We start from the raw sequence: 26763 nt of genomic DNA, 5'->3' as shown, positions 1-26763 counted from the left end.
CGGCGAGCAGCACCAGAGCGGGCGCCGCCACCAGCAGCGGGTCGACGCCGAGGACCCCCTCACGGTCGGCGGTGACAGCACCGGAGTCCTGACTGCCGAGCAGCCAGAAGGCGACACCGGCCACGACGACCAGCCCGACGTCCGCCCCGCCACGCACGGAAGCGGGCAGCGCCCCCGCCCGTACCGCGCCCGCGAAGGACGCCCGCCACGTGGGGACGGCCACCGCCAGCGCACACAGCGCGGCCACGCCCGCGGCGACCACCCACACCTCGGGCCGCCCCCCGACCGGCACCTCGACACGCACTCCGGTCCGGCCCAGCGCACCCTGTCCGACCAGCAGCCGCGTCAACGGCCCCGACAACAACGGCGCCACCAGCACCGCCGGTACGGAGATCAGCAGGGCCTCCAGCGCGGCCAGACCCGCCAGCCGCGCCCGGGTCGCACCGCGCGCCCGCAGCAACCGGGTCTCGGCCGTGCGCTCGGAGCTGAGCAGTCGCGCGACGAGCAACAGGGCGCAGGCCGCGAGCAGTACGAGCTGACCGGCGACGATCAGCATGCTGGACCGCGTGACGAGCAGGGAGCGTTCGATACGGTCCAGCACGTCGGGCAGGGCGGTGGCCGCGACGGTCGCCCCGCTGAGCGAGGGCCGCTTCCGCAACTGCGCGCTCCCCGAGCGCGCGGCCTCGCGCAGCGCGCCGATCCGCTCGGCCGTCAGCGAGGAGTAGTCGGCGGACGCCAACCACCCCGACGCACCCACACTCACCCGCCCCGACGTCGGCACGCCGGCAGCGGTGAGCATCGGCCCGTACGTGGTGAAGCTCGACGTCTGCACCCCGCGACCGCCCAGCTCGTCCAACTGCCAGTAGGGCGCCCGGACATCCACGGGCCGGTACACACCGGTGATCAGCACCCGCACCGCAGGCCCGTGCAGCTGATCGGTGACGGTCAGCCGGTCCCCGGGCACCACCCCGAGCTGCCGGGCGGCACTCTGCGGCAACGCCACCTCGACGAACCCGCCGGTCACGGCCGCCCGGGGAAGCCGCCCGGCAACGGTCCGCACCTGCGTCCGGTCCAGGGCCGCGAACTGCGTGAGGTCCGGATTCCCGCCCCGCTCCGAGTCCGGCCGCAACGAGGCGGGCAGAGCGTAGGAACCGGAACGCAGCAGGGTCCGCACCCGCACGGGCAGCCCGTCGAAAACGTCCCGGGCCCCGGCCCGCACATCCGCGTCGGCGGCCTTCCGCTCACCGGCCGGCACATCGGCCTTGACCACCAACGCGGCCTCGGCGGAAGTACGTTGCTCAGCGAGTGACCGCCGCAACGCGGCATCCCCGATCGCACCCGAGTAGGCGGTGAGCGCGGCCAACACGGTCGTGGTCAGCAACACGGTCAGCAGAGCGGCCCCGAGAAGCGCCCGATACACCCAGGCCCTCAGCGCGACAAACCCCAACACACCTACAGGCAAACGCCGTTCCCCCACCAAACCCCCGACCCCCCGGTCCCCACCACACGAACCGGAACGCGAGGGGGCGCCGACGGCGTGCAGCAGGTGTAGGAAGGCATTGTAGGACTGGAGCAGGACCGAAGTTGGTCACCTTGCGATCGAAAGTCGGCGGGTTTCGGGCGGGAGTTGATGGTCGTCGCGGTCCGGCACGGGAAGTGGAGCGGGTCATACCTTCTTGACGACGATCGTGTCCGGCACCAGCTTCTCCAGATCATCGACGTCCGACGTAAGGACGGTGACCCGCCCCTTCTGCTGTCGCGCGATGACTGCGAGCACGGCGTCGATCGCGTACTTGTGGCCGTGCAACTTGAGGACTTCGTCGTCCGGACGGTCGCCACCCGCCCGACCAGGCTCGGCCGGCCCTTCACCCGCTGGTCCCTTCGCGAACTTGCCGCCTACCTGCGGAAAGTGCGAACACACCGTCCAGACTCGCGCCCCGCACGCCTACCTGCGCTGGGGCGGACGGCCGCGAAAATCGCGTGCCCCTACCAACGGCACCGGCGACACTGACGCCATGACCGGTTCCGCACCGCCTCAACCGCTTCGACCGCGTGCCCTGAGGCCCGGAGATCTCGTCGTCATCGCATCGCTGTCCGGTCCGCTGCCAGCCGCTTACGAGCCCAACGTCGAACAGGCGGTGGTGGTGCTCGAGCGGATGGGATTCCGCGTGCGTCGGGCCCCGCTGCTCGAAGCAGGGCGGCACCATTGGTGGAGCGCGGCCACCCCGGCGGAGATCGCCGGGGAACTCAATGGTCTTCTGCGCGATCCTGAGGTGCGCGCGATCGTCGCGAGCGACGGCGGCCAGACGGTGCTCGGCTACCTCGACCTGATCGACGTCGAGGCGATCAGGGCCGACCCCAAGCCGATCCTCGGCTACAGCGACATCTCGCTGCTGCATCTGGTGCTCTACGCGCGCACGGGTCTGGTCGGGTTCCATGCCGACATGGCCGTCCCCGGCTTCGGCGGGCACTGGCAGTCCGCGCCCGTGGCGCGCCAAGCGGAACTCGAGAAGCTCTACACCAGGTTGCTGACCGGTACCGAGGCGACAGGCGCGCTGCCCGCGAGCCCGTCGTGGGAGTGCTGGCGGCCTGGTCGTGTCGAAGGTCGGCTGATCGGCGGGGTGATCAATCGCATCGTGCTGGCGCAGGCGACGCGTTTCGCGCTGCCACTCGAACGGTTCGATGGCGCGGTGCTGTTCTGGGAGGAGACGGGCGGCCTGGCGTCGCACGTGTGGAGCTATCTGCAGGTGATGCGGCACTGCGGCATCCTCGATCGGATCGCCGGCATGGTCGTCGGCGTTCCGCACGAGATCGGCGGACTCGATCCCGACGCGGCCCCGACCCTGCCCGAGATAGTCCTCGACGTCCTCGGCGACCGTGACATCCCGGTCCTGGGCAACGTCGATTTCGGGCATGCCGGCCCGAACCTCCCGATGCCGGTCGGCATCCGCGTCGGCCTCGACGCACAGCAGCGAACGCTGTCGCTGCTCGAACCGGCGGTAGGGCCGCACGCGACGACGGAACCGGTCAGCTGAGCCCCGCGGATCAGTGAGCCGACGCCCCCCGGCAGCACCCCCTGGAGCAACTCACGCCTCGGTGACCGCCGTCTCGAACCGCTTGTCCGGCCTGCGGGAGGGGCCATGAACACATGGTGGCTCATGGTGATCCAGAAGCCCGGCCTGACGTCAGAGATCACCGGCCCGGTACCCGGTACCCGGTGAACGGATGCCAGGGGTTCCACGGCTGCGTTCGGTGAGTGGTCGACAGTCCCAGCCCGCTCACGGCGCTACGTCGCCACGCTTGTAGCCGTCCCACAACCGCCCGCCAGCCTGCCCCAATACCTCGTCCACCACGTCGACGAGGGACCCGACCTGACCGGCCAGCATCTCTTGAACGGCGTCATGCAGGCGCATGCTGAGCCCTGGTGCCGTGAGCTCAAGGCGGCGCGCCATCCACTTCCCGCCTCCACTCCAAGAACCACCGATGGCGAGCGCCAACTCACTTGTTCGTCGCGCCAGTTCGACGGCGATGAACAACCGCTCGCCCTGGTCTGTGCTCCCCGAGAGATCGTCGAGGAGGTCGGTTATCCCGTAGCGGAGGTCATCGATCTCTTCGACCGACACGTTGGGTGGCCCCGCGGTGGCCAGCTTCCGGGCTTCAGCGGCGAGGCGCGCGCCGACTCCATCGGCGTCGAAGAGCAGCACCCCGTCGGCGCACATGCAGAGCAATGGTGACCGACGCTTGCGTACTTCCCGCTCGACATACGCGAACCAACTCGCCTCGGTGTGCACGAACAGCTCCACCGGCCAGTCATCGTGCCGGAAGCTTGCCCGGTAGGGGGCGGGCACCCCATTGAGCAGCACCACGATGTCGAGGTCAGACATAGGAGTACGGCGGCCCGTCAAGACGCTGCCTCCCAGGAATGCCGCCCGAGCTTCGGGGTGGTGCTCGTCCACCACGGCACGCGCAGCGTCAGTCGGATCCATGAAGCAACTATCCGCGCCCTGCCTGACACACGCATGGGGTTTGTACGCCCACACCAGGAGGGGTGCGGCGGCATCAGTTCGCCGCATACAGAAAAGGTCCCTACTGTTCGGCTCCCACAGCGGGGCCGCACAACAGATCAGACTCGGCGCTGATTCCTCAGCACCGGGCCTGACATGGGGTCCTTCGTCCCGAATGACGTTCGGGTGAGGCCGACATCTGCGGGTCTGGTATTTCCCCTGGTCAGGGCCTTGGTGTCGGGGGGCTCACGGATGGCCTCTCGGAGTCTGGCCGACACCGGCCGCTCTGTTGATATATTCGATCATGTACAGTGGCACACTGTCTGGTGTATATAGAAGGTGGGGCTCATGAGCAGAACCGTCATCGACCTCGACGACGACGCCCTGGAAGCCGCAGCGAAGGAGTTGGGCACTTCCACGAAGCGGGACACCATCAACACCGCCCTACGCGAGATCGTCGCCCGTAACCGTCGCCTGCGGGTCCTGCATGAGCTGCAGGACCTCACGGACGAAGGTGCCCTCGACGTCGAACTCCTCCTGGACAAGCGCAACTATCGAGGTGGTTCCGCCCGGTGAGCGTTGCCGACTACCTCATCGATACGTCGGCCCTGGCTCGCGTTCTGCTGCGTCAGGCAACCGAAGAGTGGGAACAGCGAATGGGCGCCGGACTGATCGCCTTGTGCGATCTCACCGAACTGGAAGTCCTCTACTCCGCACGTACCGTGAAGGACCGCGAGGCCATTCAGAAACGGTTGAACCAGTTCACTTGGTGTCCCATGCCCGACGGCATCTACCGGCGAGCCCGAGTCGTTCAACACGAGCTCACTGCCAAGGGTGAGCGCCGCAGCGCCGGAGCCGTCGACCTTCTCGTGGCCGCAGCCGCGGAAGAATCGGGACTCACGCTGCTGCACTACGACCGCGACTTCGAAACCATCGCCCGCACCACCGGGCAACCGGTCCGGACGGTCGACCTCAAGTAGCCGGTCAACTGCCTGAGATCCACGGCCACCGCAGACATTCCGATCTCCGCCGTCCCGGTGGCTGTACCCTCCGGGCTCTCAGTGCTGGAGCCGCACGGGCTACTGGTTTCGCCAAGTGTCCTGTTCCGCGGCGGGGCCTCTGTCTGCGGTGCGGTGGTGTCGTGTCCTGACGACTCCTCACCTGGGGTGGTATTCGAAGAGCTGGGTGTGGACACCGCCCCGTACGAGCGGCAGGTGGCCGCGGTCATCACCAACATCCAGGTCTACGGCGACAACAACGCGCCCATCCAAAACGTCTCCGGCAGCGGTATCAGCAATGTCGGCCAGGACAACAAGGCTCAAGGAGGAGGAAGTTGATGGTCGTGGGACGACGGCGCCCTGAACCCGAACAGGGACACGGCTCGGATCAGTATCGGCGGCAACAACACCGCACCACTCCAGAACGTGGTGGGGCAGAACATTTCGCACGTCCGTCAGTCCGCGTCCGTAGGGGGGAGCACCGTCGACCTCGAAACCGTGCGTGACCTCCTTGCCATGTTCCGCACCGAGGCGGATCGGAACGGAACGAGCGTGCCGCACGCGCAGGTGCTCCTCGCCATGGCGGACTCCATCGACACCTCGTTGACAGCGCCGGACGCGGAGTCGATGGGGGCGCTGCGCGGGGCAGTGCAGGCCCTGCCAGCCCTCGTGGCGGGAACAGTCGTACAACAAGGGGGTGAGGCGCTGGCCCAGGCCATCACCGGATGGCTGGGCTGAGGCGGCGGGGGTCCTCGATCCGTGCGTGCGCCGCAGAAAACGTGAATCTCCAGGAACCACTCAGGGGCCCGACCCGCACTGCGGATCAAGCCCCTGACCTGGCGTTTTACTGTCGGGGTGGCGGGATTTGAACCCACGACCTCTTCGTCCCGAATTAGGCTCTGGAAGATCGCCGACCTGGGGATCACGTCAAAGATGCAGGTCGGAGCGTCGGGAGGTGTCGGTCTCCGGTGGTGCTTGCGGGTCGTGATCTCAAGATCGTCTCCAGGATTTCTCCATAGTGACGCGACAAGGCTGCGTTGCGGCTTCGCTGCTTGCGCCGCCTGCGCGTGCCAACCTGCATCGCTCCCAACACGCTTTCCAACTCTGCTGGGTGCCGTTCCTGGTGGTTCAGGCCCGTTCAGATCCTGCGTGCTGCCCCCTGCTGACACGGCTCTGAACGGGCGCGAACTTCCACGGATGAGACTGCCGTTGAGACCGGCCGGCAGTCTCAGGGGTGCTCCCTCGGCACGGTTCGACGCTCCGCCGACTGGAGAGTGTTGAACACCCAGACGCCAACTTTCGCCACTATAGATGCGGATAAATCTGGCAATTCATCCCGTACGGGCAAGCGACGCAGGGGGTGCCTGAATCTCGTCTGGAGTTGTGTCACTGTAAGGGATGCGCTGGTTCATCACGTCGATCCACCCGACCCGCTCGCCCCGATCTTTGACGGTGCGGTAAGCGGAGCAGCCTCTGCCTGGCACTGATCCTTGCTAACTAGGCGTAACTGCATGTTGACTGGAAAGATCCACACTGATTAAATGCCTGCAGCACGCTTAATCGTGCCGCCCAGGCAACACGGAGGAGTGCAGCTTGAGCGCCAGAACGATCCATCCATTCCCGGCTCGGATGGCTCCGGATATCGCCATCGACCACCTTAAGGGTGACACTGCGAGCGGCTCTCTAGCTGTATTGGATCCCATGTGCGGATCGGGCACAGTGTTGGCAGCTGCAACGGCGAATGGGCATAGCGCTCAAGGGTTCGACGTGGATCCGCTAGCGGTCTTGATGAGCAAAGTTGCGACCCAGCACGTTGACACGTTGGTCATGCTCGAAGAAGCAGAACGCGCAGTCTCCTTGGCCGAGCGCTCGCGTACTAAGTCCCTACCTTGGTCCGACGGGGAAACCGTCAAATTTGCCGAGTATTGGTTTGGTCAGAGCCAACGGACTCAGTTGCACCGACTCTCCAGGGTAATTAACACCGTTGCAGACGTCTCGGTCAGACAAGCCCTTCAGATCGCGCTGAGTCGAACAATTGTAACCAAATCCCCGAGGGCCTCCCTTGCTGCCGATACATCGCATAGTCGTCCCCACAGGGTGATGTTGGAATCTTCGTACGATGTCTTTACCGGCTTCACTAAATCAGTTAAAGAGCTCAAGCGCCTTCTTGACCAGCGAGAAGTTCGGGGTACCGCCCTAGTAGGGCAGGGCGATGCTCGCTCATTGCGACTAGAAAACGAGTCAGTCGATCTAGTTATCACTTCACCTCCTTACTTGAACGCCATTGACTATTTGCGCGGCCATAAACTTTCGCTTATTTGGCTCGGATACTCCATTCCGGAACTGCGAAAAATTCGCTCAAATAGCATTGGCGCGGAACGCGCCTTGGGGGAACCGTCCACTGAGCGAGTGGAAGCAATGGTTGATGCCATCAAGCAGTCCGTACCAAACCCCGGCCTGTTGCCCATTGCGACAATTACGAGATACGCGCGAGACCTGTGTCTATTTGGCAACGAATTGCGTCGCGTCAGTAAGCCCGGCGCGAGGGTCATCACAGTGATCGGTAACTCAACCCTGCGCGGGAACTACATCCAGAATGATTCCCTTGTGTGCCTTGCATACAAAGATTCCGGTTTTCGAGTGATCGATCAAGCAGAAAGAGCTCTACCAGAGAACCGTAGGTATCTTCCGGTGTCATCGGCGAATCCAACATCCTCGATGGCGAAGCGGATGCGCAAAGAGGTAGTCCTTACGGTTGAGTGTCCAAAAGTGCGTTAGTTCGCTGGCATAACAAGAGTCTAAATGTCTCGGGGGGGAATACCTGTGGCCACAGAATCTCGACAGTCGGATGAGCCTACTGGGCAAGCTGCAGAGGCGGAACACCTTGTACCTGTCTCCTCGCTTATTAGTGGCGGTTCGCTAGTTGACCGTGTTCCTCTTCAGCTCTCATTTGGCATCATCGAGCGCTTCTCTGAAGGACTCTACAGCTCTCCCAATAAAGCTTTCGAAGAGCTGATTACCAACTCGTATGACGCTGGCGCTAAGCGTGTCTGGGTGGCGCTTCCCAATGACCTCGCTGCCACCGAGGCAGTAGTCGTCGTTGGTGATGACGGCGAGTCGATGGGCCAAAGTGACCTCCATGATCTCTGGAAGATTGGCGAGTCGAAGAAAAGGACAGAAAAGCCGCCGGCGGGGCGTAAGAACCCTGTCGGGAAGTTCGGAATCGGCAAACTTGCGACTTACGTCCTTGCTAGATCCCTCACCTACCTGGTATATCAGGGAGGGGTATACAGGGCTATCACTATGGACTTCTCTATCCTGGAGAATGCACCCGCTGGACTTTTGAACACAATCGACCTGCAATTGGACATGGTCGAGCTGAGTCGGGAAGATGTTCTCTTGGCTCTGGAAAAGGCTTTCATTTCCTTGGGTGAGAACAATGCGTTCTTGGAAGCGGTTCGAAATAATGAGCCGGATCATTGGACAGCAGTGATTCTTGCCGACCTGAAGCCTGCCGCCGCAGAAATTGAGCTTGGCAGGCTGAGGTGGATTCTGCGAACCGCCCTGCCGCTGCACCCAGATTTCAAGCTCTACTACAATGCAGAGGACTTGGAGTCAACCAAGGCTGATAAGGAGCGGCTTTGGGATTTCATGGTCGGTAAGGATGAGGGGCAGCTACCGGGAGGCGGGAAGGGAAAAAAATCCGAGTGGGCGCAAATGGCGACCTCGGAGATCGAGCTTCCGGATGGTTCCACGGCTAGCGCTCTCCGGTTGCCTCACGCTGGGCTTATCGCCGGTAAAGCCATCCTCTTCAAGGATCTCATCAATTCTGGTAAGAGTGAACGGATTGAGAGAAGCCATGGCTTCTTTGTTCGTGTTCGGGGGAGGCTTATCAACCTGGGAGTGGAGGCAGCAGACTTCGATCTGGATGTCGAACTGCGACATGGAACCTTGAGCCGCTTCTTCATGGAAGTGTGGGTCGACGGGCTCGACGAAGGAGTGGCCAGCGCGCGAGAAAGCATCAAAGAGTCTCTCGCGCTAGATGAGGTCAAATCTTACCTCAAGGCGGTCTTCAACAGGGCACGCACGATAGCTCAGGAAAAGGACCGGGACGATAAGCTGGGGCGACTCGGAAAAGACAACAGACTAGCTGATCCTCCCCTAGCGTTGAGTCAAGGGCCGCTCCGTCGCATGCTCAAGCGGGCGGCAGAGGGCGATAGCGTTGTTCAGGACAGCCTTGGCATTGTTCCCTCTCAAGAGGAGGATATGGCCAATGCAGTAGAGAGCAAAGACGATTTGGTTGAAAAGATCGTCATGGAACCGCAGGTGTCCAGTGCGCGTTTCGTCTCCTACGATCCGGTCCGAAAAACTGTAGTCCTCAACGAATCTCACCCATTCGTAGCGAATTATAAAGATGCTAAAAAGGTCGATGAGCCTCTTCGCCTCTTGGGTCTCACTGAGCTCCTGACCGAGGCTTACATGCTTGACGAAAATGTGGCTCCAGAAGTCGTTGAGCGCGTTATGCGACGACGAGATTCGTTCCTCAGGGCACTCGTTAAGCGATACCCGAGATCGGCCACTGTGATTGCTCAGCACTTGAATGATGCACGAAACAGGAAAGACGATCTAGAAGATGCGGTTGCTGATGCATTTTCCATGCTGGGTTTCCACGTAGTCAAGCGGGGAGGCGCAACGCATGGGACGGACGGAATCGCAACTGCTCGACTTGGGCGGCGCCAGGAGAACGCCCAGTCGTCCAGCTACGCATTTACTTACGACGCGAAGTCAAGTGGTGAATCGGTTGTGATCCACCTCGACGACGATGGTGTTGAGATCCCGATAGAAAACACCTCGAAGGTGGCCAAAATTCGGGCTGACACGGCCAGGACATCTATTCTTCGTGTGCATCGCGAGAGTCTGGCGAAGGATAAGTCCGTCGAGATTAAGCCCAGCTTTACGGTCGTTGTTGCCCCGGATTTTCAAGGTGCAGAGGATCCTGAAGCTCTGCTGTCCAAGGTCTGCGAGAACGACGCTATCGTTCCTATCCGCGTTGCCGACCTGGCGAAGCTAGTCGAGGTATTTCCTTTGCAGGGATTGTCTCCTGCTTCAATCAGACCGCTGTTCGACCTCCGTTCGCCGGCAGATACTGCCAATTGGATTAAACAACAAGAAGCGAGTGTCTCGGTTCCTCGGCCTCGGATTGATCGGCTGGTTCAGGTTCTCGAAAAGTTCAGCGACAAGCCCGTCGCTACTAAGATCCAGCATCTCCATGCCTGGATGCTTGCAGACGATTGGACCGGAGCCGAAAGCGAGCTAGAAGGACTGGTTCGAGGTCTGCACGCGCTAGCGCCGGTGTCCTTCTTTTATCAGGACGGCTATATTGCCCTGAATGCTTCAATAGAAGCACTGTACTCTGAGATTCGTGCGTCGCTGGAAGTGTATGAAGACGGGGGGATGGTTGCTCCGTATCTAGCCTCCATGCCCCAGGCAACAGGGTGAGGCGACCGGTGGAGCGGATTTGAGTTGTAGCTGCTTTGGCGCGGCTGTCCTCTGTTGCCCGGAGGATGGCCACAAAGCTTGGTCGCAGGGCAGATTTAGGCCGCGAATCGGATCCGCTCGGGGGCAGGCGTACGGTCCGTGAAACCGTGATCGGCTGTCAGCCGTGCTGCCCGCTGCGCGAGCCATCCGGAAACCCGTGGCCCGCCATTTACCGCCGTGCCCTCATGGACGGTGCGAACGTGTGTGAAGCCCTGTGCGAGGTAGTACCGCTGGAGCCCCTCGTTCGTCGTCCAGGCGTCCAGGCGAAGCCATTGAGCACCTGCACGGTTCGCACGGTCGCCAGCCCAGTCGAGCAAGCGTTCACCGAGGTTCTGCCCGGCGTATTCCCGTGCGACCGTGAGCTTGTTGACGAAGATCGACGGTTCGGTCAGTTCCTCGTCGGTCCACAGACCCTCTTCGGCATCTGGGGTGAGCGTGATTGTGCCGGCCGTCGTATGCCCGTCACGGAGCATGAACACGGTGCCCGCTTCGATCGTGGCCAACAGCTTGTCAGCCGGATACGGACGGCTCCACTGGTCGGAGCCGCGACCGCGCAGCCAAGCTGCTGCCTCCTCACGGAAGGCCAGCAGCTTGGCCACATCGTGTGGCTCGGCGGGGGCGATGATCACGCGTCCTCGCTTCGGGCGGACAGCTCGCCGATCTCGTAGTTCATCCGGTTCAGGTCGCCCCGAAACGTCGTGATCGTGCATCGGATGGGCCGATCCGGCGAGTAGCCCGTTCTGGTCCAGAGCATGACCGGCACACCGGCTCCAATCTCAAGTAGGCGGGCCTCTTCCGGCGTGGGCATCCGAGCCGCGATTTCGTCGAAGTACCCGACCTGTTCGATACCCCGAGAAGCGAGATACCGCGTCGTGCCTTCATCGATGTCGCCTGGCTCAGCCAGTCGCGGCGACTCGTCTACCAGCCACGATGGATAGTAGGTCGCCTGCGTGGACCAAGGAACGTCGTCCACATAGCGATGACAAAACCGCAATACCGCCTTCATGCCCGGCGAGATCTTGAGGCGCTCAGCGACCTCGACCGACGCCGGCAGCATCTCCACGCGGAACGTCTGGTGTGGTCGCCGGCCGGCGTTGGTCACGTCGGTGCTGTACGCGTCCCCGTTCTGCGGGAACGTCAGGTTCTCGAACCGAGACGCGTTGAGTTCGAACACTTCATGGGACTTGACCTCGTAGCCAAGCCCTTGGCTGGACGTGATCAGTCCTTCACTAACCAACAGGCTCAGCCCGTTGCGGATGGTGTTCCGGGACGCGTCGAAACGCTGCTGTAGGTCGTTCTCAGAGGGCAGCCGCGCTCCCGGCGCGTGGGTGCCGTTGTCGATCTCGCGGCGCAGGACGTCAGCGACTTGCCGGTACTTCGGCTGCTTGCTCATGGCCCCATCATGACGCACTCGCGCAACTTGTTGGTACATGTAGCCCATAACCCCTTGACGCCTCACTGCCCGTGGGTGCAGCATCACTGCATCAGCTTGTACCAACAAGTGGAGCAAGTGGTGCAACACCATTGAGTGTGCCCGCTTGCGCTGACAACTCCACAGCGTGATCCACCGCAGCACGACGGCCGTGACGACACCGGCTGAGGCGAGTGGAGACCAGTCGGTCACCTCCCGTCAGGGACACGCGCCGACTCAAAAGAACGGATCTGCCCAAGGGCGAGCACGCCACGCGAAGAGACCGAGATGCGATTCCTCGGAGGAGCGGGACAGAGGCACAGGTCCATATCGCGCACTTCGAGCTCAAAGCACCGCCCCTGCCCGGCCATTACGGGCGTACGCAGCAAAGCAGGCAGGGGCACTGGGTCCGCCGGTCTGTTCGGCGCTGGCCCTCACCTACGACACCTCAGGAGTCCATGTGTTCGGCATGAAGTCGCAGGAGTCCACCACCGACCTGACCTCCCCCGAGTCCGTACAGCGCGGTCAGGAGGTCTACGACCGCATCGTGTCCGGCGAGTGCAGGGACGCGGTGGCGGAGCTGAACGAGGCATACGGCCGCACGAGCTGACCAGCCCACCACATCAACGGCGCGCGGCGCCCCGGGGCGCAACCCGGGACGCCGCTTCGGGCCGTTCCACCTGCTAGGGAGACCACGACCCATGAAGCACATCGTCACTGTTCAGGATGCTGTTACCGCGTTCGCCGACTGGATGGAGCCGACGGCCGCTGAGCTGGACGCCATCGACCGCGAGATGCCGCTCATCCTCGCGCAGGTCGACCTGTTGGACGCGCAGATCATCACCATGGACCGCACGCCGACCGAGTTGGACGTGCGGCGTATCCGCCGGGCCCGCCGCAAGGTCCTCGCCGCCGGACGCACCCTCGCCAACACGACCGCGCCGCTCACCCCGGAGGTGGGCGCGTGAACACCACCTCACAGGCTCTCGCCGCCGCGCACGCCGAGGTGAAAACGGAGATCGCACGGACCGACACCAAAACCGGTCTGCTGCTCGCCTTCGTCGGCGCCGTCCTGGCCGGCACCTGGACCGTCGCCAAGGATCTGCCGCTGAACACCGCCGCCCTCACCGTGGGCGGCACGGGCATGTTCTTGCTGGTCGCGGCGGCTGGTCTGCTGCTGCGCTCGGTACGCCCGAACCTGGGAGGCGGGCGCGGGTTCCCGCTGTGGGCGACGCTCACCGCCGAACAGATCACCACCGCCCTGAACGAGGACGTGGGCGCGGATATCGCGGGTCTGTCCCGGATCGCGGTGGTCAAGTTCACCGACCTCAAGCGCGCGGTCGATCTGACCTGCGCGGGCGGGCTGCTGCTCATCGTCGCCGTGGTGATCGCGGTGGGGGGTGCGGCATGAAGGGCAAGACCGTTCTGCCCGCCGTCGCGATGACGGCGGTGTCCATGGTCCTCACCCTCGCGGTGGTTCTGATGTGGCTGGGTGCGGCAGTGCCGTGGCCCGTCGCGCTGGTCGTCGGTCTCGGGATCGACGGCGGCTGGCTCGCCACCCTCGCCTACGAACGCCGCCTCGCCGCCCAGGGCGACCACAACCGCATCGTGACCGCAGTCGGCTGGTCGTTCGGCCTGATCGCGGCTGGCGTCCTGGTCGCTCACGCGCTCACCGCCGAGCAGGGCACCGGCGCGTGGCTGGCCGTCGCCTGGCTACCGATCGCGGCCAAGGCACTGTGGCTGGTTCACGGACTGTGGGAGCGGACCGCGCTCACCCCGTCCGCGCTCGGTGCGATCCGGGGCATCCAGCAGGAGGCGCGTGATGAAGCGGCCGTGGCCCGTGCCCGGTTGCGGGCTGAGGCTGGCACGGAGGAGACGCGGCTGACGGCCGTGACGCAGGCCGGCGCGCGCGTCGCACGCGTCCAGGCGAAGACAGCCAAGTCCCTTGCCGGGGCGTGGTCGACGTTGGAAGCAGCGCGTAACGGTGACGACACCGGCAGGGCGCTGACCAGCGTGACGAGCCGCGTCACACCCGACGTCACACCCCGCTGGGACCTCCCCATCTGGGGACCCACCCAACCCGTCGCCACCCGCTCGCTGGAAGCGGTACCCGCGCTCACCGACCAGGAGCTTGACGACCTGGTCGACACGATCCGGCACAGCGAGACCCCCGCCTTGTCGTATCGCGAGATGGCGATTCGCTTCCGGGCGGCGGGCCATGCCGCGTCCGAGGTCCGCCTTCGGGCGGCATGGAAGCGCGTGGCGGCCTGATGTCCGCCGCCTACGGCAAGTGCTTCGACCCCACCGGCGCCCGCTACGGGGTGCCCACGTTCCCGTGGAAGTTCGCCCCCGACGACGAACAGTTCGCCACTCGCCGGCAGTTACGGGCGCGGGGGTTGCGTCCCGGGGGTCAGCCGATAGCGGCGCAGGTCATGAGGGTCAACCGGCGGTCTGGCGGGGTTCGGGTCGCCTACCTCTACCGCCTCGACCTCGCCAAGCCCGTCCGGCCGATGACGTCCCGCAAGTGGGGCGCCCTCGCCCTCGCGATGCTCGCCCGCCGTACCTGCCCGAACTGCCGGGTCATTTACAGCTATTGCATGCCGACGTCGCTCGGTATGTGCGTCCTGTGCGCGTTCCCCGAACCGACCCCGATGGAGGGCTGATCGTGTCCAAGTCCGAGATCCGCCGCATGGACCGTGAGATCCACAAGGCCACCGTCAAGCTCGCCGCGCTCAAGCGGGGTGAGTCGTGGCCGCTGAACGGTGCGGAGCGCCGGGCCATGGCCCGCGCCCTGGCCGGCGGCTCGTACAAGGTCGTGCGCGGCAAGTCCGCCGCCCGTGCCGAGCAGCAGATCGACACCACCACCGTCAACGCCGAGATGCGGCTGACCGCCGAACTGACCGCTCTGCACGGCGAGAAGCAGCGACTGATCACCGAGGCCGCACGCGAGAAGGCGGCGAAGAAGCGTTCCGGCTGGTTCTGACCAGCCCGGCGCCGGGGTGCCCGCCTCTTTCCACGGACACAGGCACCCCGGCTCTCTCTCCCACTCCCGCCCCTCGTAGGGGGCAGTCAGGAGCAGTACCAGCATGACCGAGAACGTCATCTCTTTCGTCAAAACCCCGCCCACCGGCCCCGTGCCGGAGGTGGCGCCCACGGTGCTGACCGTGGTGCCCGACGCCCCGCCGACGCCGCTCACGCCGTTGTGGGTGCGCTCCGGGCGTGCCGTCAAGACCGTGGTCACGCACGAGAACACGAAGTCCGCTGCTCGTGCGGTGGCGCGGCACGGTCTCTACACGTTCAACGGGGGCCGGATCGTGGCCCGCCGGACGTGGGACGGCAAGACCGGGGCCCGCTACGAACGCATGATGCGTACGGCCGAAGCCGCCGGGAACCTGGAAGCGGCTGAGGAGTGGGAGGAGCGGCTGCAACGGTTCCGGCAGGCACGCCACCACCGCCGCATGGACCTGTTGCACGCGCCCGTGGAGGCCGCCAAGGGTCTTGGAGTCGGTGTCGGGGTGAGCATCGGAGTCCTGGTCGCCCTCGGAGTCGTCATGGCGATCAACAACCACGACGTCACCGACGTCATCACCCCGCTGAAGGCGACGATCGACTTCATCGCCCTGCTGATCCGGATCGTTCAGGTCACGTGGGGCACGGCCATCGTCGTCGGCCCGCTCCTCGCTCTCCTCGCGCTGTGGACCGTAGGCAGCAAGCAGCAGGCCGCCCCGCAGTGGGCGCTGCCCGCCACCGTCCGGAGCGGGGAGGGCGAGCCGGTCACCCCGTCCATCGTCGTCAAGGCCCTGCGGGATCTGGGAGTGCCCGCGCTGCGCAACGCCATCAAGGACATGGGCGACGCCGGCGCCTCGATGCTCGGTCCGATCCGGATCGCCGGATGCGGGGTGGAAGTCGACGTCACCCTGCCTTCAGGGGTGTCGACGAACGAGGTACAGAACCGGCGCCGCAAGCTCGCTGAGAACCTGTCCCGGCATGAGCACGAGGTGTTCATCACCATCCCGGTCGCCGCCCGCACGGTGCGGCTGTGGGTGGCCGACTCGGGGGCGTTGGATGAGCCGATCGGGCCGTCTCCGCTGGTCACCGACGAGACGATGACCGCCGACTACACCAAGGGCCGCGCCCCGTGGGGTCAGGATCTGCGCGGGGATGCTGCGGCGCTGAGTGTGTATCAGCGGCATCTACTGATCACGGGGTTGTCGAACCAGGGCAAGACCGTTGCCCTGCGCTCCCTCGCCCTGTGGCTCGCCCTCGACAAGTCGGTCCAGTTCCTCATGGGCGACCTCAAGGGCGTGGGCGACTGGGCCATGTTCGACGGCCTGGCCACCGTGCTCATCCAGGGCCCGACCGACGACCACGTCATCCGGGTGACCGAGATGGTGGAAGGTGCGGTGGACGAGATGAACCGCCGTATCCAGGCCCCGAACGGCACCACGTTCCCGCCGCTGATCGTGCTGGTCGATGAAGCGCAGGTCGCGTTCATGTGCCCCGTCAAGGACGACGAGAAGCGGCCCTACGGCGGATCCAAGGCAACGTCCCGGTACTACATGGCCGTCCGCAAGATCCACAACCAGGGCCGTGCCGTGAACGTGCTGATGTGGCAGGGCACGCAGGACCCCACCGACCAGAACCTTCCCAAGCTGGTCCGCGAGGGCGCCCACACCCGGGCCTCGCTTGCCCTCGGGACCGAGTCTCAGGCTCGGATGGCGTTGGGGGACAAGGCCGTTGACGGGGGCGCCGCACCGAACCTGCTGCGACCGGGCCTCGACCGGGGAACGCTGGTCGTCGCATCGGACGGCATCCAGATTCCCGCCGGGCAGGCGTCCATCACGGTCCGCACGCACTACATCGACGACGACGCGGCCGAAGCCATCATCGAACGCGCCAAGGCACTGCGCGACGGCATCACCACCCTGCGCGCCGTCGACACCGGCGAGGAGCGAGACGCGCTCGCCGACATCGCCGCCGTGATCGGGGACGCGTCGCGTCTGCTCACCCTCGACATCCTCAAGCGGCTCGCCACGCTGAACGAAGACGTCTACGGCGCCTGGACGTTCCAAGATCTCAAGCGCGTGCTGGAGGCCGAGGGCGAGGAGCCCAAGAAGTCCAACGGACGCATGGTCGTCCACCGCGATCACGTCCTGCGCGCCCTCGCCAACCGCGACGGCGAGGGTTCCGCTTCCGCCGCTGAATGACAGGGAGACACAGCCTCTCGCGCCAGGGATGCGGGGATTCACCCCCATCCCCCTCCCTGGCCCCCATCCCTGGCTCTGACCTGCACAAATGATCAGCCAGGGAGGTAGGGAGTCACTCCAGGCCAGACCCCTGAAACCCCCTCCACAGCGCACCCCGCAGGGGGTGTCTCTGCCTCCCTGTCCTACCGCCAGAAGGGATTCCGCATGTACCCCGACCACACCCAACCCGCGCCCGTTCAGCGGGCCGTGACCGTCCACCAGCCCATGCCCTTCACGCCCGTCGTGGCCGCGCCGGCGCCGCTCGTTCCCGTCCAGCCGGGCACCGTCCCGGCGGTCGCGAGCATCGTCCTGCCGGACGGACGGGTCGTCACCGGCTACGCCATCAACCCCGTCCACCCCGAACCGGTCCAGGCCCCGCCGGCCGTCTCGCGTACGGCAGTGAACGTCGCCCTCGGGGGTGTCGGGTTCCTCGCGGTGTGCGGCGGACTGCTGCTGCTCACCTCGTTCATCGCCGCCCTCACCGCGTTCATCACCCAGCTCATCACCCTCGCCGCCGTCATCTTCGGCGGCTGGATCGCCATCCAGATCCTCGGCACGAGCGGCCACCGCGCCGGCGGGACCACGGTCAACATCCGCAAAGCCGTCATCAAGCGCAACAAGTTCTACGGCTGAGAAGGAGTCCAACTCCCGTGATGCGACTGCGTCTTCAGATCATCGGCTGGCCCCGCCGGGTACTGGTCGTGACCGACACACCCCGCCCCGACTGCTCGTACTGCGAGGGCGACGGTGGCATCGAGCACCCCTACGGCGACGAAACCGGCGAGTACGCCGGCAGTGACTGGGAGCCCTGCGGTTGCTGGACGAACTGGCGGACGGTCCTGCTGCCCCTGCCGCTCCGGCCCCGGTGGCTGCGCCGTCGCCACGACGGCTGCGACCCGTGGGGCTCCGGCGGCTACAGCAACGAACCCCCGTTCTGACCCGGAAGGAACCCATGACCACCCACACCACCGACCCGGTCCAGCATCCGCGTACGGCTGCTGACGCGGTTCGCGCGTTCAACCACGCCACCCTGCCCACGTTCGGCGAGGGCCCTCAACTCGCCTACCCCGGCACGGTCTACCGGGCGCTCGCCGCGTTCACCACCCTCGCGCGCGGACTGCCGCAGGCATACGACCAGATCGGCACCGCCCTGGCCCGCCTGCACCAGACCGGACACCTCACCGCCGACCACGGCACCCCCACCCAGCACACCGACGCCGTCTCCATCGCCCTACGCGAAGCCGAACACCACGCCACCGCCATGACCGCAGCCCTGGAACGCGCCCACAGCGCATCCGCCCCCCTCGGCTACAACGGCCCCATCGACGACGACACCGACGACGACCTCTAGCTACGCCAAGGGCGGCCCCCGCATCTCGCCAAAGAACCGGGGCCGCCCTTGCCAACCAGTCCTCAACAGACCTGTTGGAGGTCTCCAGCATGACCGATCGCAGCATCCATCCGCGACTGCCCGACGGCACGGAAAGGGTGGTGACCGCCCGGACCGAACCGCGCCCGGACGGCAGCACCGTCCTGACCCTGGTCACAGTCGGGCCGCCGCTCGTCCTGGTCGAACACCGCATGTTCCTCGACCAGTACCTGACCCACTCGCTCCTGCACACCCTCGCCCGCGACCTGGACGGCATCGAGCCCCCCGGGCCCACCCCGGAAGCCGCCGCACTCCTCGCCGCCATGCGCACCGGCGACCGCACCGCCCTCGCCACCGCACAGGACGCGTACAACACCCGCGTCCTCAACCTGTGGACGGACACGGACGGGAGCGCCGCCGCATGAGCGAGCATCTGCGGACCGCGCTGGAGTTGGCAGTGGCCGGTGTGCCGCCGCTGCCGCTGCGGGCGGGGAAGGTGCCGTTCGGCAACTGCCGCACCTGCGCGAGGAACGCGTGCGGCGGACGGCCGAACATGAAGACCGCCGGACCCTGCACCTGCCCCGGTGTCTGCCACGCGTGGGCCGCCGCCACCACCGACCCCGCCGTCCTCAACTCCCCTGCGTGGGTGCGGGCATGGTGGGAAGCGGCAGCGGTGGCCTACCACCCCGGCGGCGCCGGCCTCACCGTCGTCGACCTCGACAACGAGGACGCCATCGCGTGGGCCCGTACGAACTTGCCCGCCACCCGCACCGTGCCCACAACACGGGGTGAGCACTGGATCTACCAGGGCGCCATGCGGTCCACCAACGGGGTGCGGCCCGGTGTGGACATCAAGTCCCTTATGGCGTACGCCCGTTGGCTCGGATGGGGTAGCGGCGTCATGGCTGCCCTCCCGGGCGCTGTGCGTGCTCTGGCACTAACGGACCCCCCTCCCGCCCGCAGGACGCCACAGACCCTCTCAGCGCCCCTGGGGAGCCAAGGCGGGCAGTGCCGCCACCGCTCGCCCGTGTTCCTGGATCGTGGGATCGCCATGGCGGAGCAGAGCATCACCGGCGCCCGTGAGGCGGTACACGCCACCGTCTACCGGACGTTCCTCGCTGTGCTGTCCACACACGGGCGGTGCGGCTGCCTCACGGACACGCACGTCGCCCGGCTGTTCACCGCCGCGCAGGCCAAGGGCGAAACCGCCCGGCACTGCACGGACGCGTGGACCAATGCCCTCACCACGTTGGGACTGTGACCATGGCTGACGACGAGAAGAGCCCCGCCCGCCAGATCATCACGGACTACGCGCAATCCCACTTCCGGTACTTCCGCACGCCGGACGGGACCGTCTATGCGCAGAAGAACGGCCAGCCCGTCGCCCGCCCGATCCGCTCCCAGGGCACCACCGGCAGCCACCGCCAGGAACTCATGGTCGGCCTCTACCGCGACGGACGCGGCGCGTTCAACGGCAGCGCGCTGAAAGAGGCACTGGACCTGATCGAAGCGCTCGCACTGTCCGAGGACGTACAGCCCGTCCACATCCGCGTCGCCCCCGGATTCGACGGGGCAACCTGGCTCGACCTGGGACGGGATGACGGTCAGTCCGTGCGTATCCACCCCACCGGGTGGGACATCCTCGTACCCGATCCGCAGGAAGTGTGTTGGCGGCGCACCCAGCTCACCGGGGAACTGCCGCTGCCGGTCAAGGACACGAACGGCAAGGGCATCGATCTGCTCATGCGGTTGTGCAACTTCGCCGGCGCTGAGAACGAGTGCCTGGCCATCGCGTGGCTGATCGGCTGCCTCGGTCCGTCCGTCCCGGTGCCCGCCCCGTTCCTCACCGGCCCGCAGGGCGCGGGGAAGTCCACCGGCGGGCGGATGCTCGTGCGGATCATCGAGGGCATGAGCGGGGACCTGCGCAGGGCCCCGAAGGATGAGGAAAACCTGATCGCGGCAGTGGCGGCGGGATGGGTCACCGCCCTGGACAACCTTTCGCACATGTCGCCGGACCTGTCGGATGCGATGTGCTGCATCGTGACCGGAGCCGAGAGCGTCAAGCGGGCCCTGTTCACCGACGGGGACGTCTTCCGCGTCGGCTACCGTCGGCCCCTGCTCCTGACCGGCATCGACGTGGGCGTCATCCGGCCCGACCTCGCCGAACGCCTGCTCCCGCTCCGCTTGGAGCGGCCTGGTGTGCGGCGGACCGAGGCGGAACTGTGGGCGGAGTACGAGGAGGTGCTGCCTGTCGTGCTCGGGTCCCTGCTCGACCTCACGGTCAGGGTGCGCGCGGCGCAGGCGGAGACTCCCACGGATCTGCGGATGGCGGACTTCGCGCACCTGTGCGCGCAGTTGGACGCTGCGACGGGGCTCGGAGCTCTGGCCGCGTACCGGGCCCGGCTGGACGACCTCAACGACGACGTCATCGAGGGCGACCTGTTGGCACAGACCGTCCTGCGGCATGCCGAGACCATCGAGCCGGGCGGGGAGGAGCGGATGACGTCCACGGAGTTGCTGGCCTGCCTCAGCCGCCTCTACGCCGGCGACGACTGCCGTCCGCTGCCCAAAGGCTGGCCGACTACCGGCAAGGTGCTCTCCGACCGTCTCAAGCGCCTTCAGCCCACCCTCGCCGCGCGGGGTGTGCTCATCGACTCCGGCCGCACCAGCCAGGGCCGGTACCTGGAAATGACCCGCCCCGCCCCGGTGCCCCCATTCGACCAGCCCCGGATGCACTGACCGCACTCCCACGCTCACACGGACAAGCAAGAAGAGCACCAGGCGCCCCGGCGCGGCGTGCTCCTCTTGCTGTTCGGGGCGTAGCCCCGCCCCCAGGACGTGCCGCGTAGCGGCTCCTTCTTCACGTTCTGACCAGCGCCGCACTACACCAGAACACCCCCTCTTTTTTGTCCTAAGAGAGAAGACGCTGCGTCACCTGCGTCAGGCGAGCCGGAAAACGGCACCTGACCTGCGCATACAGGCATGACGCAGACGGCCGTGCCTGCGTCATTCTGCGTCATCTGCGTCATGGGCTACGTCACGGATGACGCTGCCCATGACGCATCCATGACGCAGGCCTCACCTCTAGCGTCACCTAAAACCGCAGTTCAGAAGCCTGAATGACGCTGACGACGCAATGACGCAGAAATCCACAGCTCGGACAAGACATGGGCTTCGGAACCCCCGAAGCGAACCTCATGGGAGACATGAAAGTGCGTCAGAAGATCACTGACTTGCCTCAGCTCCACTCCGCTGCGGATGTTGCCCAAGCCCTCGGCTGCTCAGAGTGGTGGGTGAAGGAACAAGCTCGCAGGGGACGCATTCCCTTCACCAAGCCCGGCGGCAGCTACCGGTTTACGGTCGAGCACTTCGTAGAGATCATGCGCATCTTCGAGAGCCGTCCCACGGAAGCCCGTGTTACCACCGCCCGAGCTACACCAGCACCGCGACGCCAGGTGACGGCCATAACAACGGTGTCCGCCACCCCTCTGAAGGCACGGACACCGCGTAGGGCGCAGCAGCACCAATCGCAGAGCGCAGCCTGATTCCATGTGCCGCCCGGTCCTCCAGCCGGGCGGCACATCCGTCCTTAGGGAGAGCAAGTTGGGTTACGCCGAGAACCTCGGCACGTACTGGCGCGGCCGGTACAAGGTCGCGCCGGGCAAGTACGCCACTGTCCGTGATGCCGAAGGTGAGGCCATCCGCTTCCGGACCAAGCCGGCGGCAAAGAAGGCGGCGGACGCTGAAGAAGCGAAGCTGTTGGCCGGAACGAAGAAGGCGCCTCCTGAGCGGATCACATTCGGCGCCTACGCGAACCGCTGGTATGCCGCGCAGGACTTGGCGGCGTCCACTATGCAGAACTACCGGCGTCATATCGAAGAACACTTGCTCCCCGCGTTCGAGGATTTCGCCGTCGCAGACATCTTGAGCACCGACATCGCCGCTTGGGAGAAGCACGAACGCGCCGTCCCTTACGCGGCAACCAGCGTCAAGACATGGCGGGCGACACTGCATCTGATCCTCGCCGACGCCGTTGACGAGGGGCTGCGCGACTCCAACCCGGCAACCAGGCGCCGTGGACGAGGCAAGCGTGCTGGTCGCTCACGCAACCGGGGCCCGGAGAAGGCGGTCACGACGGCACTCGGCATTCTGCTGCTCTCCGAGCGGATGGCGCTGTTGTCCGGCCGTGACGATGAGTTCGTTGGCGGCATCGTCAAGGGCTACACCGGCATGCGATGGGGCGAGGTCGTTGGCCTTGAGACGGAGTTCGTCCGGCCGAAGAGCATTCGTGTTGAGTGGCAGCTCTACGAACTGGACACTGGCGAACTGCATCGTTGCCCGCCCAAGGACGACTCCTACCGCGACATCGACGCTCCGGACTTCCTTGCCTCGCTGCTTGCTGGCCACATCGCCCGGACGAGGCCGAAGCCTTGCGAGTGCCACGGACTGACCTACGTCTTCCACGGTCACGGAACCGCCAATGGGTCTGCGAGTCGCCCGGGGGCGAAGCTGGTCGACGTGGCTCGCCGCGCCGGCGTCTCGACCGGGACCGTTTCCAACGTCCTCAACCGCCCGGACACTGTGGCGGAGCCGACTCGGTTGAAGGTGCTGGAAGCCATCACCGATCTCGGGTACGTCCGTAACGCGGGAGCAGGGGAGTTGGCCGCCCACTGGCGACGCTCTGGCTTCGCCACATGGCTCTTTCAGCCGGCCGTCACCGGGCGGTATCCCGGCCGTGGCACTCAGGAAGAGCACCCGGTGCCTGTGGTCGCCGAGCCGTGGCCTGGCATTCCGGCGCGCGGACGAGGCGCCGCCAAGCGGGCTGAAGCGTGTTGGGTGCCGATCGCTCCGGGGCTGACCCCGCACGGGTTGCGTCACACTCACAAGACTCTGATGAGGGAGGTGGGGACCCCGCCGAAGCTCATGGACGAGCGCTTGGGCCATGAGGACGGTTCTGTTCAGTCGCGCTACGACCACATCACGGCCGGCATGCGGCAGCGGCTGATGACCGCGCTCACCGGGATGTGGGAGGAAGCGTTGAACACGCGTCGGGAGATGAGTCCAGGCTCGCCCGTGGCTGCTCTGGATGCGTTGCTGAAGGCTCCTCGGTAGGGCGTCGGCCTGGAGACAATTCCAAGATTTTCTCCAGGATTTCTCCAAGAGGGCCCGCACAACGAGTCAGGACCACCTCCGAAATTTCGGAAGTGGTCCTGACCTGGCGTTTTACTGTCGGGGTGGCGGGATTTGAACCCACGACCTCTTCGTCCCGAACGAAGCGCGCTGCCAAGCTGCGCTACACCCCGATGTCGCTGCTTGTCCTGCTTGTCGCGGCGACGTCGTTTACTTTAGCCCACCGGTGGCCCCAGGCGAAATCCGGTTTTGGTGCGGTGGTGGACGGGGTTCGGGCGGATGTGGTCGAGGGTTACGAGGAGGACGGCGAGGGCGTAGAAGGCCAGGCCGAGGAGGAGGGCGTTGGCCAGGACGCTCCGGTAACCGTGCTCGTCCACGTCGAGGAAGGCGTACAGGTAGCGGTTCGGTGTGCCCGGAAGGAGCAGTTCGCCTCGGAGCAGGGAGAAGGTCAGGTACGCCAGGGGGTACAGGAGCCACGGTGCGGCCTGACGCAGGTGCAGGTGGCCGGCGGCGGTCAGGAGCAGCCAGTTCGTGAGTGCCGCGATCGGGATCGCCGTATGCAGGACCTGGTCGGTCACGGCATGCCAGCCCGTCGGGGAAGGGGGCGTGGTGAACGGGCTCGACGGGTTTGACACCAGCGCGTGGTGGACCAGGGCCCCGATCACCACGTAGAGGAGCGCGGCGCCTGTCAGGGCGTCGGGCAGCGGGCGGCGGGCTGTCCAGGCGCGGCGGGCCGAGACGGTCATGGCCAGGGTCAGCAGGATGCTGCTCTGGATCGTGAACTGGCTCAGAACCTGGGCGGGGCTGCCCAGGACCAGTTCCATCGTCACGGCCGTGGCCGCCGCGGCGGCGGTGAGGAGGCGGAAGACCGCCGTCACCGGGCGGCGTACCGGGGTCACCACGGCTGTGGCGGGGACGGGGGAGGTGAGGAGTCCGGGTCCGCCCGGGAGCGCGGGGAGGTCCGGTATGTCCCTGGGTATCGGCGCGGTCATGCCCTCACGCTAGGGCGAGTGGGCAAAAGGGGCGATCCGGGCGGGCTGAGTGGGTTACGCCCCTGCCGCCCCGCCCCCGCACCCGCCGCCTATGCCTTCCGCGCCGCGCCTACCGCCCCCGCCGCGCCTACCGCCCCCGCCGCGCCTACCGCCCCCGCCACCCGCCACCCGCACCGCGCCCACTGCCCCCGCCACCCCCGCCGCCTACGCCTCCCGTGCCGTCAGCGTCAGCAGTGTCGCCTCCGGGGGGCAGGCGAAACGCACCGGGGTGTAGCGGTTGGCGCCGCAGCCCGCCGAGACGTGGAGGTATGACGTCCGGCCCTCCGCCGTGTGCGTCGACAGGCCCTTGACGCGGTCCGTGTCGAGGTCGCAGTTGGTGACCAGGGCGCCGTAGAAGGGGATGCAGAGCTGGCCGCCGTGCGTGTGGCCGGCCAGGGTCAGCGGGTACGCGTCCGCCGTGAACGCGTCCAGGACCCGGAGGTAGGGGGCGTGGACGACGGCCAGCGAGACGTCCGCCGTCTTCGAGGGGCCGCCGGCCACCTGCTGGTAGCGGTCCCGCTTGATGTGCGGGTCGTCCAGGCCCGTCAGTTCCACGGACATGCCGTCGATCTTCAGCACGCCACGCGTGTTCGTCAGGTTGAGCCAGCCCGCAGTGTCGAAGCCGTCGCGCAGCTCCTCCCACGGGTTGTGGATCACGTCGACCGCGGGCGGGTTGCCGTTGAGGCCGTGCTTGCCCTGGGTCTTCTCAAGCAGGTACCGGGCGGGATTACGGGGTTTGGGGCCGTAGTAGTCGTTCGAGCCGAACACGTAGGCGCCCGGGAACTCCATCAGCGGGCCGAGCGCGTCCAGCACCTCGGGCACGCCCTCCGGGTCGGACAGGTTGTCGCCCGTGTTGATCACGAAGTCGGGGCGAAGACCGGCGAGGGAGCGGAGCCAGCGCTGCTTCTTGTACTGGCCGCCGACCATGTGGATGTCGGAGACCTGGAGCACGCGCAGGGGGCGCATGCCCGCGGGCAGCACCGGCACGGTCACCCGGCGGAGGCGGAAGGAGCGGGTCTCGAAACCCGCCGAGTAGACGAGGCCGGCGGCGGCAACGGCCGTGATTCCCAGGGGTACTGCGTATCGCGCGCGCATGCTCCCATCGTGTCAGGCGGGAAGGGGCGGTGGAAATCCACGGGCGTTCCGCTTGCCGCACCTGCGACAATCGATCCCATGACCACGCTCAAGTCGAAGCTCAGGGAAGATCTCAACACCGCCATCAAGGCGCGCGACGAACTCCGCTCCTCGACGCTCCGGCTGACCCTCACCGCCATCACGCAGGAAGAGGTCTCCGGCAAGGAGAAGCGCGAGCTCTCCGACGAGGAGATCATCAAGGTGATCAGCCGCGAGGCGAAGAAGCGCCGTGAGGCGGCCGACGCCTTCGCCCAGGGCGACCGCCCCGAGCAGGCCGAGCGAGAGAAGGCCGAGGGCGTGATCCTCGCCGTCTACCTGCCCAAGCAGCTCGACGACGAGGAGCTGAACCAGATCGTCGCCCAGGCCGTCGAGGAGGCGAAGGCGGCCGGTGCCGAGGGGCCGCGTGCGATGGGTCAGGTCATGAAGATCGTGAACCCGAAGGTCGCGGGCCTGGCCGAGGGCGGCCGGGTCGCCGCCGCGGTGAAGAAGCTCCTCGCCGGCTGACCTGCCGCGAGGACTCAAGGTGCCTGTACGAGAACTCAGGTGGCCGGTACGCCGACGGGGCGCCTACCAACTGTACGGCGAGGCGCCGAAGGCGGAGAGTGTTCGTACCGTGTCACTGAGCTTGGAGTCCGCCGACAACCTGGTGAGCTTCCGCACGAAACAGGAGCAGAAGCGCCAGGAGTGGGGCGCTGCCTACCTCGAGACCGGTCGCGTATGGACGCACGAGAACGGTGAGGCGCTGCACCCTGACTGGATCTCCAGACGCTTCACCCGTCTCGTAGAACTGTCCGGCCTGGCGCCGGTCCGCCTCCACGACCTACGCCACCTGGCGGCCACGCTCTCCCTGCTCGCCGGGAACGACATCAAGGTGGTCCAGGAGAAGCTGGGGCACTCCTCAC

General features: G+C 66.1%; 31 protein-coding genes and 1 tRNA gene. 24 read left to right on the top strand and 8 right to left on the bottom strand.

The window, feature by feature from the left end; translation table 11 throughout:
* Together STRTUCAR8_RS02655 and STRTUCAR8_RS53155 are read right to left on the bottom strand one after the other, a co-directional pair.
* Positions 1–1450: FtsX-like permease family protein (locus STRTUCAR8_RS02655; protein WP_044471523.1), on the bottom strand; the 1450-nt coding region annotated here is incomplete at its 3' end.
* A gap of 216 nt (positions 1451–1666) precedes the next feature.
* A complete protein-coding gene (locus STRTUCAR8_RS53155; protein ID WP_179200443.1) occupies positions 1667–1807 on the bottom strand; it encodes a hypothetical protein in 141 nt (46 codons plus the stop codon).
* Between the two features lie 208 nt (positions 1808–2015).
* Here STRTUCAR8_RS53155 and STRTUCAR8_RS02645 point away from each other — a divergent pair, with 208 nt between their 5' ends.
* Positions 2016–3035 carry a S66 peptidase family protein gene (locus STRTUCAR8_RS02645; protein ID WP_006373829.1) on the top strand — a complete coding sequence of 340 codons (1020 nt, stop codon included), beginning with the start codon at positions 2016–2018 and terminating at the stop codon, positions 3033–3035.
* 243 nt (positions 3036–3278) lie between these two features.
* Here the strand turns inward: STRTUCAR8_RS02645 and STRTUCAR8_RS02640 are convergent, their stop codons facing one another.
* Positions 3279–3986 (bottom strand): nucleotidyltransferase domain-containing protein, encoded by a 708-nt coding sequence (locus tag STRTUCAR8_RS02640; protein WP_006373840.1) that lies wholly within the window; start codon positions 3984–3986, stop codon positions 3279–3281.
* A 366-nt stretch (positions 3987–4352) separates the two neighbouring features.
* Here STRTUCAR8_RS02640 and STRTUCAR8_RS02635 point away from each other — a divergent pair, with 366 nt between their 5' ends.
* From STRTUCAR8_RS02635 to STRTUCAR8_RS49180, 6 genes are all read left to right on the top strand, one after another.
* Positions 4353–4580, top strand: coding sequence for a type II toxin-antitoxin system VapB family antitoxin (locus STRTUCAR8_RS02635; RefSeq protein ID WP_006373847.1), 228 nt, complete (start codon positions 4353–4355; stop codon positions 4578–4580).
* Positions 4577–4984: a PIN domain nuclease gene (locus tag STRTUCAR8_RS02630; protein ID WP_006373853.1), complete on the top strand. Its 408-nt coding sequence runs from the start codon at positions 4577–4579 to the stop codon at positions 4982–4984. Before STRTUCAR8_RS02635 ends, STRTUCAR8_RS02630 begins: the two co-directional genes overlap by 4 nt.
* A gap of 186 nt (positions 4985–5170) precedes the next feature.
* A complete protein-coding gene (locus STRTUCAR8_RS52285; protein WP_158697377.1) occupies positions 5171–5341 on the top strand; it encodes a hypothetical protein in 171 nt (56 codons plus the stop codon).
* A 159-nt stretch (positions 5342–5500) separates the two neighbouring features.
* Positions 5501–5740, top strand: a complete 240-nt coding sequence (locus tag STRTUCAR8_RS53810) for a hypothetical protein (RefSeq protein WP_234372477.1) — start codon at positions 5501–5503, stop codon at positions 5738–5740.
* A gap of 855 nt (positions 5741–6595) precedes the next feature.
* Positions 6596–7780 carry a class I SAM-dependent methyltransferase gene (locus STRTUCAR8_RS52280; RefSeq protein ID WP_143666383.1) on the top strand — a complete coding sequence of 395 codons (1185 nt, stop codon included), beginning with the start codon at positions 6596–6598 and terminating at the stop codon, positions 7778–7780.
* 45 nt (positions 7781–7825) lie between these two features.
* Entirely contained in the window at positions 7826–10501 is a 2676-nt protein-coding gene (locus STRTUCAR8_RS49180) for an ATP-binding protein (protein ID WP_006373854.1), read from the top strand.
* A 95-nt stretch (positions 10502–10596) separates the two neighbouring features.
* Here the strand turns inward: STRTUCAR8_RS49180 and STRTUCAR8_RS02620 are convergent, their stop codons facing one another.
* Complete coding sequence (locus tag STRTUCAR8_RS02620; protein WP_006373850.1) at positions 10597–11169, bottom strand: GNAT family N-acetyltransferase; 573 nt, start codon at positions 11167–11169, stop codon at positions 10597–10599.
* On the bottom strand, positions 11166–11933 hold the full coding sequence (locus tag STRTUCAR8_RS02615; RefSeq protein WP_044471520.1) for a GntR family transcriptional regulator: 768 nt from the start codon (positions 11931–11933) through the stop codon (positions 11166–11168). The genes STRTUCAR8_RS02620 and STRTUCAR8_RS02615 overlap by 4 nt, the downstream gene beginning before the upstream one ends.
* 487 nt (positions 11934–12420) lie before the next feature.
* Between STRTUCAR8_RS02615 and STRTUCAR8_RS53150 the strand changes: the two genes are divergently transcribed.
* From STRTUCAR8_RS53150 to STRTUCAR8_RS02545, 15 genes are all read left to right on the top strand, one after another.
* Positions 12421–12561 carry a hypothetical protein gene (locus STRTUCAR8_RS53150; protein ID WP_179200444.1) on the top strand — a complete coding sequence of 47 codons (141 nt, stop codon included), beginning with the start codon at positions 12421–12423 and terminating at the stop codon, positions 12559–12561.
* Between the two features lie 91 nt (positions 12562–12652).
* Complete coding sequence (locus STRTUCAR8_RS02610; protein WP_006373835.1) at positions 12653–12919, top strand: DUF6284 family protein; 267 nt, start codon at positions 12653–12655, stop codon at positions 12917–12919.
* Positions 12916–13362 carry a Pycsar system effector family protein gene (locus STRTUCAR8_RS02605; protein ID WP_006373846.1) on the top strand — a complete coding sequence of 149 codons (447 nt, stop codon included), beginning with the start codon at positions 12916–12918 and terminating at the stop codon, positions 13360–13362. The genes STRTUCAR8_RS02610 and STRTUCAR8_RS02605 overlap by 4 nt, the downstream gene beginning before the upstream one ends.
* Positions 13359–14222 carry a hypothetical protein gene (locus tag STRTUCAR8_RS02600; RefSeq protein ID WP_006373849.1) on the top strand — a complete coding sequence of 288 codons (864 nt, stop codon included), beginning with the start codon at positions 13359–13361 and terminating at the stop codon, positions 14220–14222. The genes STRTUCAR8_RS02605 and STRTUCAR8_RS02600 overlap by 4 nt, the downstream gene beginning before the upstream one ends.
* Complete coding sequence (locus tag STRTUCAR8_RS02595) at positions 14222–14614, top strand: RRQRL motif-containing zinc-binding protein (protein ID WP_086025709.1); 393 nt, start codon at positions 14222–14224, stop codon at positions 14612–14614. Before STRTUCAR8_RS02600 ends, STRTUCAR8_RS02595 begins: the two co-directional genes overlap by 1 nt.
* Positions 14615–14640: 26 nt before the next feature.
* Complete coding sequence (locus tag STRTUCAR8_RS02590) at positions 14641–14934, top strand: hypothetical protein (protein WP_044471522.1); 294 nt, start codon at positions 14641–14643, stop codon at positions 14932–14934.
* A 103-nt stretch (positions 14935–15037) separates the two neighbouring features.
* Positions 15038–17158 carry an FtsK/SpoIIIE domain-containing protein gene (locus STRTUCAR8_RS02585; protein WP_006373831.1) on the top strand — a complete coding sequence of 707 codons (2121 nt, stop codon included), beginning with the start codon at positions 15038–15040 and terminating at the stop codon, positions 17156–17158.
* Between the two features lie 204 nt (positions 17159–17362).
* On the top strand, positions 17363–17830 hold the full coding sequence (locus STRTUCAR8_RS02580) for a hypothetical protein (protein ID WP_006373844.1): 468 nt from the start codon (positions 17363–17365) through the stop codon (positions 17828–17830).
* Positions 17831–17847: 17 nt separating this feature from the next.
* The gene (locus STRTUCAR8_RS02575; protein WP_006373838.1) at positions 17848–18135 is read left to right on the top strand and encodes a hypothetical protein; all 288 of its coding nucleotides are present in this window, start codon (positions 17848–17850) and stop codon (positions 18133–18135) included.
* A 14-nt stretch (positions 18136–18149) separates the two neighbouring features.
* Positions 18150–18548 (top strand): hypothetical protein, encoded by a 399-nt coding sequence (locus STRTUCAR8_RS02570; protein WP_006373828.1) that lies wholly within the window; start codon positions 18150–18152, stop codon positions 18546–18548.
* 89 nt (positions 18549–18637) lie between these two features.
* On the top strand, positions 18638–18991 hold the full coding sequence (locus tag STRTUCAR8_RS02565; RefSeq protein WP_044471518.1) for a hypothetical protein: 354 nt from the start codon (positions 18638–18640) through the stop codon (positions 18989–18991).
* Positions 18988–19827, top strand: coding sequence for a bifunctional DNA primase/polymerase (locus STRTUCAR8_RS02560; protein ID WP_006373851.1), 840 nt, complete (start codon positions 18988–18990; stop codon positions 19825–19827). The genes STRTUCAR8_RS02565 and STRTUCAR8_RS02560 overlap by 4 nt, the downstream gene beginning before the upstream one ends.
* Before the next feature lie 2 nt (positions 19828–19829).
* On the top strand, positions 19830–21305 hold the full coding sequence (locus STRTUCAR8_RS02555; RefSeq protein ID WP_006373830.1) for a hypothetical protein: 1476 nt from the start codon (positions 19830–19832) through the stop codon (positions 21303–21305).
* A gap of 428 nt (positions 21306–21733) precedes the next feature.
* The gene (locus STRTUCAR8_RS49175) at positions 21734–22111 is read left to right on the top strand and encodes a helix-turn-helix domain-containing protein (protein WP_338399697.1); all 378 of its coding nucleotides are present in this window, start codon (positions 21734–21736) and stop codon (positions 22109–22111) included.
* Between the two features lie 58 nt (positions 22112–22169).
* Positions 22170–23678, top strand: coding sequence for a tyrosine-type recombinase/integrase (locus STRTUCAR8_RS02545; RefSeq protein ID WP_006373836.1), 1509 nt, complete (start codon positions 22170–22172; stop codon positions 23676–23678).
* Positions 23679–23795: 117 nt separating this feature from the next.
* Here the strand turns inward: STRTUCAR8_RS02545 and STRTUCAR8_RS02540 are convergent.
* The 3 genes from STRTUCAR8_RS02540 to STRTUCAR8_RS02530 all read right to left on the bottom strand — a co-directional run bounded on the left by STRTUCAR8_RS02540 (position 23796) and on the right by STRTUCAR8_RS02530 (position 25822).
* Positions 23796–23869, bottom strand: a tRNA-Pro gene (locus STRTUCAR8_RS02540).
* A gap of 42 nt (positions 23870–23911) precedes the next feature.
* Positions 23912–24688: a Pr6Pr family membrane protein gene (locus STRTUCAR8_RS02535; protein WP_006373837.1), complete on the bottom strand. Its 777-nt coding sequence runs from the start codon at positions 24686–24688 to the stop codon at positions 23912–23914.
* A 204-nt stretch (positions 24689–24892) separates the two neighbouring features.
* Positions 24893–25822, bottom strand: a complete 930-nt coding sequence (locus STRTUCAR8_RS02530; RefSeq protein ID WP_006373848.1) for a metallophosphoesterase — start codon at positions 25820–25822, stop codon at positions 24893–24895.
* Positions 25823–25900: 78 nt separating this feature from the next.
* On the opposite strand from STRTUCAR8_RS02530, the gene STRTUCAR8_RS02525 reads away from it, so the two are divergent.
* Entirely contained in the window at positions 25901–26365 is a 465-nt protein-coding gene (locus STRTUCAR8_RS02525) for a GatB/YqeY domain-containing protein (RefSeq protein ID WP_006373833.1), read from the top strand.
* A gap of 109 nt (positions 26366–26474) precedes the next feature.
* The coding region (locus STRTUCAR8_RS02520; protein WP_199791661.1) for a tyrosine-type recombinase/integrase at positions 26475–26763 on the top strand (289 nt) is incomplete at its 3' end.

This window comes from Streptomyces turgidiscabies Car8 (assembly GCF_000331005.1).
In the GTDB taxonomy this organism is placed as follows: Bacteria; Actinomycetota; Actinomycetes; order Streptomycetales; family Streptomycetaceae; genus Streptomyces; species Streptomyces turgidiscabies.
The sequence above is the reverse complement of the archived record's forward strand: the minus strand, read 5'-3'. Positions and strand labels throughout refer to the sequence as shown.